11 protein-coding genes and 2 pseudogenes are annotated in these 13,422 nt (G+C 30.7%); 8 read left to right on the top strand and 5 right to left on the bottom strand.

The genetic code is table 11. The annotated features are described in order from the left end of the window. The first annotated feature begins 28 nt into the window (after positions 1-28). Positions 29-2,179 carry a CHASE3 domain-containing protein gene (locus BTO16_RS13710; protein ID WP_105022231.1) on the top strand — a complete coding sequence of 717 codons (2,151 nt, stop codon included), beginning with the start codon at positions 29-31 and terminating at the stop codon, positions 2,177-2,179. A gap of 84 nt (positions 2,180-2,263) precedes the next feature. Here BTO16_RS13710 and glmS read toward each other — a convergent pair whose 3' ends face one another. Genes glmS through BTO16_RS13695 form a run of 3 tightly spaced genes read right to left on the bottom strand, consistent with a single transcriptional unit; the run spans position 2,264 to position 6,587 of the window. After that, the gene (gene glmS, locus BTO16_RS13705) at positions 2,264-4,120 is read right to left on the bottom strand and encodes a glutamine--fructose-6-phosphate transaminase (isomerizing) (RefSeq protein WP_105022230.1); all 1,857 of its coding nucleotides are present in this window, start codon (positions 4,118-4,120) and stop codon (positions 2,264-2,266) included. A gap of 35 nt (positions 4,121-4,155) precedes the next feature. Then, positions 4,156-5,766 (bottom strand): DUF4270 family protein, encoded by a 1,611-nt coding sequence (locus tag BTO16_RS13700; RefSeq protein ID WP_105022229.1) that lies wholly within the window; start codon positions 5,764-5,766, stop codon positions 4,156-4,158. Positions 5,767-5,777: 11 nt separating this feature from the next. Continuing rightward, entirely contained in the window at positions 5,778-6,587 is an 810-nt protein-coding gene (locus tag BTO16_RS13695; protein ID WP_105022228.1) for a glycogen/starch synthase, read from the bottom strand. A gap of 98 nt (positions 6,588-6,685) precedes the next feature. On the opposite strand from BTO16_RS13695, the gene panC reads away from it, so the two are divergent. The 6 genes from panC to radA all read left to right on the top strand — a co-directional run bounded on the left by panC (position 6,686) and on the right by radA (position 11,039). Further along, complete coding sequence (gene panC, locus BTO16_RS13690; protein ID WP_105022227.1) at positions 6,686-7,537, top strand: pantoate--beta-alanine ligase; 852 nt, start codon at positions 6,686-6,688, stop codon at positions 7,535-7,537. Positions 7,538-7,561: 24 nt separating this feature from the next. Beyond that, positions 7,562-7,912, top strand: coding sequence for an aspartate 1-decarboxylase (panD, locus tag BTO16_RS13685; protein WP_105022226.1), 351 nt, complete (start codon positions 7,562-7,564; stop codon positions 7,910-7,912). Between the two features lie 5 nt (positions 7,913-7,917). Further along, positions 7,918-8,862, top strand: coding sequence for a lysylphosphatidylglycerol synthase transmembrane domain-containing protein (locus BTO16_RS13680; RefSeq protein WP_105022225.1), 945 nt, complete (start codon positions 7,918-7,920; stop codon positions 8,860-8,862). Positions 8,863-9,085: 223 nt separating this feature from the next. Further along, complete coding sequence (locus tag BTO16_RS13675; protein ID WP_105022224.1) at positions 9,086-9,334, top strand: hypothetical protein; 249 nt, start codon at positions 9,086-9,088, stop codon at positions 9,332-9,334. Next, on the top strand, positions 9,335-9,634 hold the full coding sequence (locus tag BTO16_RS13670; protein ID WP_105022223.1) for a type II toxin-antitoxin system RelE/ParE family toxin: 300 nt from the start codon (positions 9,335-9,337) through the stop codon (positions 9,632-9,634). Between the two features lie 40 nt (positions 9,635-9,674). Continuing rightward, positions 9,675-11,039, top strand: a complete 1,365-nt coding sequence (gene radA, locus BTO16_RS13665; protein WP_105022222.1) for a DNA repair protein RadA — start codon at positions 9,675-9,677, stop codon at positions 11,037-11,039. Between the two features lie 111 nt (positions 11,040-11,150). Here the strand turns inward: radA and BTO16_RS13660 are convergent, their stop codons facing one another. Then, complete coding sequence (locus BTO16_RS13660; protein ID WP_105022221.1) at positions 11,151-11,681, bottom strand: plastocyanin/azurin family copper-binding protein; 531 nt, start codon at positions 11,679-11,681, stop codon at positions 11,151-11,153. A 360-nt stretch (positions 11,682-12,041) separates the two neighbouring features. On the opposite strand from BTO16_RS13660, the pseudogene BTO16_RS13655 reads away from it, so the two are divergent. Then, a pseudogene (locus tag BTO16_RS13655) lies at positions 12,042-12,919 on the top strand (IS982 family transposase). Positions 12,920-12,933: 14 nt separating this feature from the next. Here the strand turns inward: BTO16_RS13655 and trxA are convergent. Then, a pseudogene (gene trxA, locus BTO16_RS13650) lies at positions 12,934-13,299 on the bottom strand (thioredoxin); the annotation flags it as partial. Between the last annotated feature and the right edge of the window lie 123 nt (positions 13,300-13,422).

Below are 13,422 nucleotides of genomic sequence, written 5' to 3'. Positions count from 1 at the left end.
TTTTCTCTCTAAACCGATACCTCTTTGCATGAAAATAGAACATAAATTTTTTTTAACCATGGCAATTGTAATGATTGTTTTAATAACAATCGCTGGGTTTTCTTTTCAAAGTATAAACCAATTAATCAAAAATAATAGTTTAGAGCAAGATTCACGAAACGTAATGAAAGTCTTAAACAACACCTTGTCTGCTATGCAAAATGCCGAAACTGGGCAGCGAGGCTTTATTATTACAGGAGAAGAAAGTTATCTAGGACCTTACAATAAAGGAGTTCTAGAAAGTGCACAAACAATTAATCAACTTTATGAGTTTGCAGTTAAACAGAATACACCAACACAAATCTATAAAATAGATACTTTAAAAAATTATGTGGCTTTAAAAATTGCTGAATTAGACAAAACAATTTCGTTAAAAAAGCAAGGTCAAACAGAACCGTTAATGCAAATTATTCTTGAAGGGTTTGGCAAACAAACTATGGACAACATAAGAGATGTTATTCTTAGAATGGAGAATCATATAGAAAAAGTAATCGCCGAAAGAAATAAAAAAACACAACAAAGTATCTTTATAACCAAAATATTTATTTTTTGGGGAAGCCTTTTATCTAGTCTTACTGTTATTGTTTTAATACTTATTTCTCGCAAAGATTTATTAAATAAAATTAAGTTAAAAGAAGAACTCATAGAAGCCAAAGAAAAAGCTGAAGCTATTACAAAAGATTTAAAAGAAGCGCAAAAATTAGCAAATATTGGAAGCTGGAGCTTTAATACGCTTTCCCAAAAAGCAGAATGGTCGGAAGAAATGTTTAACGTTTGGGGCTATAATTTAAAGCAAGGGCCGCCTGATGTTGATTCTCTTCGCAAAAGAATTCATCCTGATGACGTTGCGTTATTTAGCAACTCTTACAACAAAGCTGTAACACAAGGAACTCCATTTGATATTGAATTTCGAATTTATCTTCCTAATGGAAATCAAAAAACCTTGAGAACTATTTGTCAAACAGTATTGGATGAAACTGGCATAACAACCCATTTAACAGGAGCTAATCAAGATATTACCTCACAAAAAACATTTGAAAAAGCCCAAATTAAACACGAAAGAATAAAAGCAATCGGAGAAATGTCTTCTTCGGTAGCGCACGATTTTAATAATTCGCTACAACAAATAACAGGGAACTTAGAAATGATTAAATTTCAAAAAAATATTACACAGATTGCCGCAGAACGATTAAAAAACATTGAGTCTATTATTGATGATGTCGCCGAAAGAGTGAGTGCCTTACAAAAATTTGGCGATACAGAACACGATGCAAACGACGCACAACTTATTGATTTTAACAAGTTAATTAAAGAAAGTTTAAATCAATCGCGTCCTCTCTGGAAAGATAGTGTTGAAAAAAAAGGCTTAAAAATAAATATTATCACCGATTTTGAAGATATTCCCAAAATTAGCTGTAACAAAGGCGAATTAAAATTAGCTATCTATAATTTAATTAAAAACAGTGTTGAAGCTATGCCAGAAGGTGGAAACCTTACTATTAAAACGAGTAGAAAAAACAAACGTGTGTTCGCCACTTTTACAGATACAGGTGTCGGTATGAATGAAAAAACTAAAATAAAAATATTTGAACCCTTTTTTACAACAAAAGGCTTCGAATTAGGCAGAGGTTTGGGTATGAGTGGGGTTTTTACTACCATTAATAAATACAACGGTACTATATATATTAAATCATCTGAACTATCTAAAGGAACTACCTTTGAAATAGTTTTTCCAGAAAGCCAGCTAGAAGTTATTAAAATACTCCCTGAAAATGAGCAAAAAGAAAAAACTTCCTATACTATTTTGTGGGTAGACGATAATAGTTTTATAACAGAAGATATTAGTGATTTGATGGAGTTAATGGGACATAAATGTACAGTTGCAGATAACGGAAAAAGTGCCTTAGAATATTTAAATAAAAAAAAATACGATATTGTATTTACTGATATTGGTATGCCTGGCATGAATGGATGGGAGTTAATCGCTGCTATTAGAAATGATTATGGAAACAAAATAAAAATTATAACGGTATCTGGATGGGATATTGATAAAAAAACGAAAGAGAAACACACTATAGATTTTGTGCTGCAAAAACCATATACCGTGCAAGAACTTGAAATGTTATTTTTAGATTTATAATTTCATTTTAATTAAGATTGAAGATTCTAAAACAAAAAAACCAGCTGAAGAGCTGGATTTTTTCTTATGATTAAACAACATAAATTACTCTACAGTAACCGATTTTGCTAAATTTCTAGGTTGATCTACATTTCTTCCTAACATTACAGCGATATGATAAGATAATAACTGAAAAGGAATTGTAGTTAATAACGGCGTTAATGCTTCTTCTGTATCAGGAATTTCAATTACATGATCTGCAATATCTCTAACCTGTGTGTCGCCTTCAGTTACAACAGCAATAATTTTACCTGCTCTTGCCTTTATTTCTTGAATATTACTTACTACTTTTTCATAATGACCTTTGTTTGTTGCAATAACAAAAATTGGCATATTTTCATCAATCAAAGCAATAGGACCATGTTTCATTTCTGCAGCGGGATACCCTTCTGCATGAATATAAGAAATCTCTTTTAACTTTAAAGCACCTTCTAAAGCAACAGGGAAATTAAAACCTCTACCTAAGTATAGACAGTTTTTAGAGTCTTTATAAACAGCTGCAATCGATTTTACATGTTCGTCAATCTTTAACAATTGCTCAACTTGTTTTGGTATCATTTGCATTTTATCTAGATAGTTTTTAAAGACCTCGTCTGATAAAGATTTGTTAGCTTTTCCTAATTTTAAAGCGATTAAAGTTAACACTGTAATTTGAGTTGTAAATGCTTTTGTTGATGCTACTCCAATTTCTGGACCAGCATGTGTATAAGCGCCAGAATCTGTTTCTCTAGCAATAGAAGAACCAACTACATTACAAACACCATAAACAAAAGCTCCTTTAGATTTTGCTAATTTAATGGCAGCAAGTGTATCTGCAGTTTCACCAGACTGTGAAATTGCAATAACTACATCTTTATCTGTTATAATAGGGTTTCTGTATCTAAATTCTGATGCATATTCTACTTCTACAGGAATTCTTGCTAAATCTTCGAAAAGATATTCTGCAACCAAACCAGCATGCCAAGATGTGCCACAAGCCACTATAATAATTCTATTTGCATTTAAAAAACGATCGAGATTATCTTCTATACTAGACATCTTAATCATATTTTCTTCCGCTAACAATCTACCTCTAAAAGTATCTGTAATTGCTTTTGGTTGCTCATGAATTTCTTTTAACATAAAATTTTCATAACCTCCCTTTTCGATTTGCTCTAAACTCATTTGAAGTTTTAAAACAATTGGATCTACTCTAGTATCATCATTAATTTTACGAACTTTTACTCCTTTACCAATTTTAATAATAGCCATTTCTTCATCTTCTAAATAAATGGCGTTTTTTGTGTATTCTACAAAAGGAGATGCATCCGAAGCTACAAAAAACTCTGTATTATCTTTTCCTACTCCAATTGCAATAGGGCTTCCTAAACGTGCAACAACTATTTCATCAGGTTTTGTTTTATCAAAAACAGCAATTGCATATGCACCAACAACGTTTGTTAATGCCAATTGTACCGCTTTACCTAATTTACAACCTTCGTTCTTTTTAACTTCTTCAATTAAGTTTACTAATACTTCTGTATCTGTATCGCTTTTAAAAGTATAACCTCTTGTTATTAATTCTTTTTTAATGGTGTCATAGTTTTCTATAATTCCGTTATGAACAATAACTAAATCTCCCGATTGCGATAAATGCGGATGAGAATTCACATCATTAGGAATACCGTGCGTTGCCCATCGTGTATGCCCTATTCCAATAGTTCCTTTTTTTCTTTTTTCATCTTTGTCGGTAATCAGTTCTAAGTCAGATACTTTTCCTTTAGTTTTAGATAATTGCATTTGCTGACCATCATAGATCATTATTCCTGCACTATCATAACCTCTGTATTCTAATCTTTTTAAACCGTTAATTACGATTGGATAAGCTTCTCTGTATCCTATATAAGCTGATATTCCACACATAACAATTACTTTTTAGGTTAAGTTTGTTTATTTTATTAATTCTTCTTCTCTGAATATGAAATTTTTAACAAAGCTCTTTTGCTTCCATTAGCGGCATCTTGATTAAAAAGTGTAACTGCTTTTGGACTCCAGCTATAATTTGTAAAGAGTGAACTAGATAAGGGAGCATCGCTTGTATTATAAACTTTTAGCTTTAAAATTGGTGACTCATCTTGTTGACCACTTAAAAGATCAGAAATATAATCTGTGATTTTAAAAGTATATTTTAGGTTTCCACTTGAGTCTTTTCCTAAAAGTCCTCCAAAAGTAGCCTCTGAATAAGTGTCTTTTATTTGAGTTAAACCAGTTGTTAATTTACCTGCTGTTCTATACATATACAATCTGTAGGGTAATGCAGTAATATCTGCAGATTCATTTACATAAAATGTTAAAGACGCTTCGTTAATTAACCAATTTTTAGCTCTTAAATCTTCAATTTTATCAGCAATTCCGTTATTATCAACATCTGGGCCAAAAAGATCTATTGAAGCTTCACTTCCTGCTGTACCTTGTAATTTTATTTCGTTATTAACTGGATATGTTTTTTCTTCCATTTTATACAAAGCACTTCTAATTCCAGACAATAAAAAAGAATTATTTTTTCTAAACGTTTTAATTGTGTCACCGGTTTGGGTGTTGATAGCGGTATTGGTATAATAAACCTCTATAGATGGGTTTAAAACTGCAAGGCGATTACTAAAGTCAAACGAAATTAAGGAACCTTCATTCCCTGAAGCTTCAAGTATAATTCCTTTAAAATATTCGTTAAATGCATCTTGAGAGTTAAAGTTCGAAGACCCATATTCATCTAAGAAAATTTTTTTAAACTTATCTTCATTTAAAGGAATTGCAGCAAATGGAAGGGGTGTTCCAGATGCTGTAGATGTTGGGCCAGAAGTTGCAGTTGCGCTTGTATATTTTATAACATCTGTTTTAACGAGTGTTTTATTACTAGCCCTTCTTTTTATAAACATTACAGTATCTGTAGGTTTAGGAATAAATTGAAAATTAGAAACTGCATTTAAAGCATTTCCTTTTTTATTAAAAACACTATTAGAATTGTAACTATTTACTTTTGAAGGATCTGCCGGGTTTAACCTACTTAAATAAGTACTCGTTTCATATGCGTTAAAGGTAAAGGCCTTCTCTTGATTACCAACAATAGAGTCTAAGGTGTAAACTGGTCCTGTAGCGGCATTATCGGTTAAAGTAGCTTGATATGGCAATTTTATAAAAACAGTATCTATGGTAGTAACGATAGAAGTTGTACTTGTTTGGTATTTTACAATTGTATCTGGCTCAATTAAGGCTAAATTTGTACTTATTGCTATTTGAGAAATAATCGAAGCTTCTAGCTTTTCATAATCTGCACTGGCATAAACTCCTAATAAATATTGCCCAGGTTCTCTAGTAATATTATCTGCTTTTATTTTATCTACAATACTATTTGCTACCGTAATTTCTACAGTATCCACATTTGTATTAAATTTTGTATTACTTATAACATTAGATCCAATGTCTGTAAAATCCTCTTCACATGATATAATTGCTGAAAAAAAAGTCAACAAAACTCCCACATAAACACTCTTGATAATAATTTTTTTCACTTTATAAACAATTATTTAGCTGCTAACAGTTCAGCGTAAAAATTTAAATAAGACTCCTTTAAATTCTCTGATTCATATTCTAAAACTGGCATTCCTTTTTCTTCAATAAAAGAACTTAGTTCGTCAGAAATAGTTTCACTACCATGAATAATAGCATCAGAATTTTCTATTGCACTTTTTAAAATATTGGTGTGGTTTGGTACTTGTATTGTTGCTAATTTATCAGATTCTGATAAATCAAACTTCACTTTTTCTGCCAAATCTGCATTTAATTCACCTTCAAAACCGTTACTGTATAAAGAAGTTACAATTTTGCTTTCTGTAAACAGAGGCTCTTCTTTGTAAAAAACTCTTAAATAAAGAGGTAATAAAGAAGCCATCCATCCATGAACGTGAATAATATCTGGTGCCCAGTTTAATTTTTTTACAGTTTCTACAACACCTTTCGCAAAGAAGATTGCACGTTCATCATTATCAGAAAACATTTCATCGTCTTCGTCTGTAAAAACGGCTTTTCTTTTAAAATATTCTTCATTATCAATAAAATAAACCTGCATTCTTTCTTTAGGAATAGAAGCAACTTTAATTATCAAAGGCATGTCTATGTCGTTTACAACCAAATTCATTCCTGATAAACGAATTACCTCATGTAATTGATGTCTTCGCTCATTAATTACACCATATCTTGGCATAAAAATACGGGTTTGAACTCCTTTAGAATGAGCGTTTTTTGCCGAAATAAAAGCGGTAGAAGATAGTTCTGTTTCTGGTAAATAAGGAACTACTTCAGATGATACAAATAAAATTCTCTTGTCCTTCATTAATTCAAACTCTTTTTATAAGATTTGCGAAAATACAAATTATTATGCTAATATCGTGTTAAAATGGTAAGTTTGCATACATTTCCTAAAGTTTTAGAATGATAATTTTTAAGAAAAAAAACGAGTTAAAAGTATATTTACAGAGCCTAAAAGCACAAAAAAAGACCATTGGTCTTGTACCAACAATGGGCGCTTTGCATAAAGGTCATTTATCATTAATTAGTCAGGCTAAGAAGATAAATGATATTATTGTAGTAAGTATTTTTGTAAACCCTACTCAATTTAACAATACCGAAGATTTAACAAAATATCCTAAAACCATAGAAAACGACACTAAATTGCTAGAAAGTGTTTCTTGTGATGTACTTTTCTATCCATCTGTAGAAGAAATTTACAATACAAATGTAGTTGCAGATTCCTTTGATTTTGATGGATTAGAACATCAAATGGAAGGAAAATTTAGAGATGGTCATTTTAATGGTGTTGGTACAATTGTAAAAACATTGTTCGATATTGTAACTCCTCACAGAGCTTATTTTGGCCAAAAAGATTTTCAGCAATTGCAAATCATCAAAAAAATGGTAAAAAAACATCGCATCAATATAAAAATTAAAGGATGTGCTATTTTTAGAGAAGCAGACGGCTTGGCAATGAGCTCAAGAAACATAAGACTTACAAAACAACAAAGAGAAGCAGCACCTTTTATTTATAAAACCTTAAAAGAAGTTCGCAAAAAGTTTGGGTTAGAAAATGCCGATGAAGTTACCCAATGGGTAGAAGATCAGTTTAAAAAACAGCCTTTATTTAAATTAGAATATTTTACCATTGCTGATGAAAAAACATTAGAAACTGTAAAAAATAAAGAATCTGGTAAAAAATACCGGGCTTTTATTGCGATTTTTGCCGGAGAAATCAGATTAATTGATAACATTCGATTACATAATTTGTAAACAAAAAAATAGTATTTTTGCAACATGCTAGTACAAGTAGTCAAATCTAAAATCCACCGTGTAAAAGTTACAGGTGCCGATTTAAATTATATAGGAAGCATTACCATTGATGAAGATTTAATGGATGCAGCCAATATTATAGAAGGAGAACGCGTTCAAATTGTAAATAACAATAATGGTAACCGTTTAGAAACCTATGCAATTCCAGGACCAAGAAAAAGTGGCGAAATCACTTTAAATGGTGCTGCTTCGCGTTTAGTTGCCGTAGGTGATGTTTTAATCTTAATTGTGTATGCTTTTATGGAGTTTGAAGAAGCTAAAAAGTTTAAACCTTGTTTAGTTTTTCCAAACGAAAAAGACAACACACTTACCTAAAAATCTTGAATATTAAAAAAGTATTAAAAATAATAGTACCTCTCATCTTGGGAGGTTTTTTGGTTTGGTATTCGCTCTCTAAAATTTCTATAGATGTACTTCTGGGATATTTTAAAGAAGCCAATTATAGTTTTATTTTTCTTGGATTGTTCTTTGGTATTTTAAGCCATCTTTCTAGAGCGTATAGATGGAAGTTTATGCTAGAACCTTTAGGTTTTAAACCAAAATTTACCATTAGTGTTTTGGCGGTTTTAGTTGGCTATTTAGTAAATTTAGCCTTACCAAGAGCAGGCGAAGTTTCTAGAGCTACCGTAATGGCAAACTACGAGAAAATTCCGTTCGAAAAAGGATTCGGAACCATTGTTGCAGAAAGAATTGCAGATTTAATTATGATGCTTTCTATCGTTGCAATTACACTTTTTGTTCAGTTCGATTTTATTTACAATCTGCTTACAAAAAACTTTAATCCAACAAAAATTATCATCTTTTTAGCCGTTTTAAGTATTGGTTTTTTCATTTTTTCATCCTTTGTAAAAAAAGCAAAATCAGGGTTTTTGTTAAAAATTAAAACCTTTGTTGCGGGTTTAATAGAAGGTGTTACAAGCATCTTTAAAATGAAAAACAAATGGGCATTTATATTTCATACGTTGTTTATTTGGGTAATGTATGTGGCAATGTTTTGGGCAACAATACCTGCAATTAATGGTTTAAACGTTCCTTTTGGCGGAATTTTAATTGGCTTTATCGCTGGCGGGTTTTCTATTGCTGCAACCAATGGCGGCATAGGTTTATACCCAATTGCAGTTGCTGGCGCATTGGCTTTGTTTGATATTCCTACAGAACCTGCAACCGCTTTTGGTTGGATTATGTGGACCGCACAAACTGCTATGATTATCGTTTTTGGCGGTTTGGCTTTTGTATTCTTACCAATATATAATAAGAACAAATAACTTCGAATAGTTTTTTAAAAAAAATGTATCGAGAAGTTGGGCGTTCCTTTATCCTGATAAAAATCAGGACCAGGTCGCGCTTTACACTATATCTTTTTGCAAAAAAAAAAGCAAAAAGGATGTCGTTTCAATCGCTAACGCAACTATTTGCCAGCTTTTAGAACAATTTATCAACTTTAATAATTACTTATAAATTGGTATCTTTGGTAAAATGCATCGTATTATGAACCTAGAAGAAAAAAGACAAGCTTTAGCAAAATGGATTTTAGAAACTGATGAAAACGTTTTAAATGAAGTAGAAGCTGTGTATAATGTACATTGTAAAAAAGAAGAAAAAAATAAAGAAATTGTTGCATATACCGTTGATGGAAAGGCTTTAACCAAAGAAATGTATATTGAAAAAGTAAAAGAAGCTGAAAAAGGTACATTTATATCTTCAAAACAATTACAAAAGAAAATACTTTCTTGGTAAATGAGAATTAAAGTTGAATGGTCTGAGAAAGCAACATCGGATTTACAAGTTATCTTCGAAAATGTAAAAGAATTAACATTTTCAGAAAAAACAGCTTTTAATGTAGTTAATGATATTTATGAAGCCGGTTTCAATATTAATTTTGTAAATCAATATCAAATTGACGAATTTCTTGGCGATCCTTATAGAAGAATGATCATAAGAGATTATAAGATTATTTACATCATTCTAAGCCAAAAGCATATTAAGATACTTCAAATTTTTAATACTTTTCAAAGTCCTTCTAAACTTCGTAAATAATTAGCGTAAATTTGTGCAATTCGTGTCATAAAAATTCTAAATGTCAAAAATCAAAACAACTTTTTTCTGTCAAAATTGCGGAACTCAACATGCAAAATGGGTTGGCCAATGTGGTGCTTGTAAAGAATGGAATACCATTGTAGAAGAAGTAATTCATAAAGAAGAAAAACGTGTTTGGAAACAATCTACCACAGCAAAACAAACCGTAAACAAACCTTTAAAAATTGCTGATATTCAGTTAAATCCAGAAGAAAGAGTTGTTACTAATAACAACGAATTAGACACGGTTTTAGGTGGCGGATTGGTAAAAGGTTCTGTAACGCTTTTGGGCGGTGAACCCGGCATTGGTAAATCGACTTTATTGCTCCAAGTTGCTTTAAACATCCGTCAAAAAGTATTGTATGTTTCTGGTGAAGAAAGTCAGTCGCAAATAAAAATGAGAGCAGAAAGATTAGAAGGCAAAAACTCTAATTGTTTAATTTTAACAGAAACCAACACGCAACAAATCTTTAAAAATATAGAAGAAACTGAGCCAGAAGTTTTGGTCATAGACTCTATACAAACACTACACACAAGTTCCATTGAAGCTTCTCCTGGTAGTATTTCTCAAATTAGAGAAACAGCTGCAGAGTTGATAAAATTTGCAAAAGAAACTGCAACTCCGGTTTTATTAATTGGTCACATAAACAAAGAAGGAAACATTGCCGGGCCAAAAATTTTAGAACACATGGTAGATGTTGTTTTACAATTTGAAGGCGATAGAAATCATACCTATCGAATTTTACGAAGCCAGAAAAATAGATTTGGTTCTACATCAGAATTAGGAATTTACGAAATGCTATCCAACGGGTTACGTGAAATTTCTAATCCGTCAGAAATACTAATTTCTAAAAAAGACGCAGATTTAAGCGGAACGGCAATTGCCTCAACTTTAGAAGGAATTCGTCCTTTAATGATCGAAATTCAGGCATTGGTTTCTACCGCTGTTTACGGAACTCCACAGCGTTCTACAACAGGTTACAATCTAAAACGGTTACACATGATTTTAGCTGTTTTAGAAAAAAGAGCCGGTTTTAAATTAGGTGCAAAAGATGTGTTTTTAAATATTACAGGTGGTATAAATGTAGACGATCCAGCAATTGATTTAGCAGTTGTTGCAGCAATTTTATCATCCAATGAAGATATTGCCATCAATCCAAATGTATGTTTTGCTGCAGAAGTTGGTTTGGCTGGCGAAATTAGACCAGTTTCTAAAATTGACCAACGAATTTTAGAAGCCGAAAAATTAGGTTACAAAACTTTTGTAGCATCAAAATATAATAAGATTGCCAATAAAAACCATGGAATCAAATTAATCCTCGTTGGCAAAATTGAAGAAGCTTTTGCGACACTTTTTGCTAGCTAATTTTTACACGAACCAAATTAAACACTATTTTTAAAAGAGAAATACTGATAAAAAAAAAGCGAGAAATTTAAAAATTTCTCGCTTTTCTAAATTTACTATAAAATTTTATATTTAGATCACAACAAATGTTCCTTTCATAGAAACATAATGTCCAGGGAAAGTACAAATAAATCTGTAAGTTCCTGGTGCTGGTGCATCAAACTCGATTGTTGTTTCTTCACCTCCACCAATTAAATTGGTATACGCAATAACATCTTGGGTATTTTCTGGTATATAATTATTTGAAACTGCCTTAGCTGCTTCTTTACCAAATGTAGCCATGCTAACTCCGTCTTTAAGCAAAACAAAGTTATGCCCCATTACTTTTTTGTCCATTTTTCCAGTATGTTTAAAAGTAAGTTTCACTTTTTTACCTCCCTCAACCTTCAAAACTTCTTGACTATACACAGATGCATCACTAGAAGTCAACAAAATATCGTTAGACGCCTCAATGTCACTGTACAAATCAACTTTTGGTTCTGCTTTTTTTGGAACTACAACTTCGTTTTTAGGAGTTGATTCTTCCTTTTTTTTATCGTTTCCTCCACAACTTGTTAGTGCAAATAAAAAGATAAATAAAACTGATAGTTTAAATAATTTCATATTTTTTTGTTTTACGTTTATAATATTTCGTTAAACAAAAATAAGGATTATCTCTCTAAAGAAATAAACTAAAATCATAAAATTTAATTAAAAAATCTAAATCAAATCTAAAAATTGTAAATAGATATTTAAGATTTTAAAAAAAGTAGAGATTTTTTATTTCTAGAATCTGGAAACTGAGCTTTAAGTGTTTTAATCTTTGAATAATTCACATTTAATAAAGAGATTAATATTGATAAGTTATAAATATTTGCAAAATGTTTTTAGTAATAATAACCTGTTGTGCATTATGATTTAAGTTAAAATAGTTGCTCATCTTACTGAAAATCAGTAAATTGATTTAACCACAAATCATTTACAATGAGCAACATAAGTGCAAATTACGAAAGAATATTGGAAGTATTAAGAAAAATATCAAAAGAGCAACTTTTAACCTATCAAAGGCGTAAACCTAAATTAAGTGATTTAGAATTGATTTGTTTAAGTCTTACTGCTGAATTTATGAGCATAGACAGCGAAATGGATTTATTTAGACAGTTACCAAAAAGTATTTTAAATAAAATAGAGCGAAGTGTTTACAATAAAAAAAGAAGGAATTTAGTGAATCACCTGAATGAAATTCGACTAAAATTAGCCTCAAAGTTTAATGAATTTGAGGAATATTTTATTGTTGATAGTATGCCTTTAGAGGTTTGCAAACTATCAAGAAGTTCACGTTCTAAAATATTCAAGGAAGTGAGTTATAGCTATCCAGACAGAGGATATTGTGCTTCTCAATCTTCTAGTTATTATGGTTACAAATTACATGCTGTTTGTTCTGTAAGTGGTGTTTTTCAAAGTATTGATTTAAGTCCAGCTTCTGTCCATGATATCCACTATTTAAAAGATATTAGAAATCAAATTAGTGATTGTGTTTTAATAGCAGACAAAGGATATTTATCAGCAGAAGTCCAATTAAATCTTTTTGAAACATGTAATATAAAATTAGATACTCCAATGAGAAAAAATCAAGAAAACTTCAAAAAACAACCTTATATATTTAGAAAGAAAAGAAAAAGAATTGAAACATTATTTTCGCAATTATGTGACCAATTTATGATTAGAAGAAATTACGTTAATATTTTAATGTATTTAAAACTAGAGTATTATCTAAAACAACAGCGTTAACAACTATTCAATATATCAACAAATTTGTATTTAATAGAAATATAAACAATATTAAAATTAGCATTATTTAAAATGCACAACAGGTTTATTTCGTAACTTTTAAAACATCTGCAATAATGCGTTCTAATTCTTGTTTTGGTAAAGCGCCATTTGCCATTTCTGGCTTACCTTCTAAAGGGCAAAATAACATAGTTGGGATACTTCTAATTGCAAATGCCGCAGCCAATTCTTGTTCTGCTTCTGTATCTATTTTGTAAACATCAATTTTATCGCCATATTCTTCTGAAATTTGTTCTAAAATTGGCGCTAACATTTTGCATGGTCCACACCAATCAGCATAAAAATTGATTAGCACTGGTCTTTTTCCTTCAAATTTCCATTCTTTGTTTTCTTCAAAATTAAAAACCTTTTTTAGGAACGTTTCTTTTGTTAAATTTTCTGTCATAGTATAAAAATATTTTTTATCATTTCTGTGAAAATAGTCGTTTTACAACTAAAAACATTACAAATAGTGTGTTTAAGATCTTAAAAATTAATAAAAACTTGATTTCATACAACTTATAAGCTTCTATTT

Origin of the sequence: Polaribacter glomeratus, assembly GCF_002954665.1 — a bacterium.
Classification (GTDB): domain Bacteria; phylum Bacteroidota; class Bacteroidia; order Flavobacteriales; family Flavobacteriaceae; genus Polaribacter; species Polaribacter glomeratus.
This window is presented reverse-complemented; position numbering and strand designations above follow the sequence as displayed.

Excerpts from the sequence above, each read along its gene's own strand:
- BTO16_RS13675 (WP_105022224.1), top strand. The coding sequence starts at position 9,086 with ATGAACCTAGAAGAAAAAAGACAAGCTTTAGCAAAATGGATTTTAGAA.
- BTO16_RS13710 (WP_105022231.1), top strand. The coding sequence starts at position 29 with ATGAAAATAGAACATAAATTTTTTTTAACCATGGCAATTGTAATGATT.
- radA (WP_105022222.1), top strand. The coding sequence starts at position 9,675 with ATGTCAAAAATCAAAACAACTTTTTTCTGTCAAAATTGCGGAACTCAA.
- BTO16_RS13660 (WP_105022221.1), bottom strand. The coding sequence starts at position 11,681 with ATGAAATTATTTAAACTATCAGTTTTATTTATCTTTTTATTTGCACTA.
- panD (WP_105022226.1), top strand. The coding sequence starts at position 7,562 with ATGCTAGTACAAGTAGTCAAATCTAAAATCCACCGTGTAAAAGTTACA.
- BTO16_RS13695 (WP_105022228.1), bottom strand. The coding sequence starts at position 6,587 with ATGAAGGACAAGAGAATTTTATTTGTATCATCTGAAGTAGTTCCTTAT.
- panC (WP_105022227.1), top strand. The coding sequence starts at position 6,686 with ATGATAATTTTTAAGAAAAAAAACGAGTTAAAAGTATATTTACAGAGC.
- glmS (WP_105022230.1), bottom strand. The coding sequence starts at position 4,120 with ATGTGTGGAATATCAGCTTATATAGGATACAGAGAAGCTTATCCAATC.
- BTO16_RS13670 (WP_105022223.1), top strand. The coding sequence starts at position 9,335 with ATGAGAATTAAAGTTGAATGGTCTGAGAAAGCAACATCGGATTTACAA.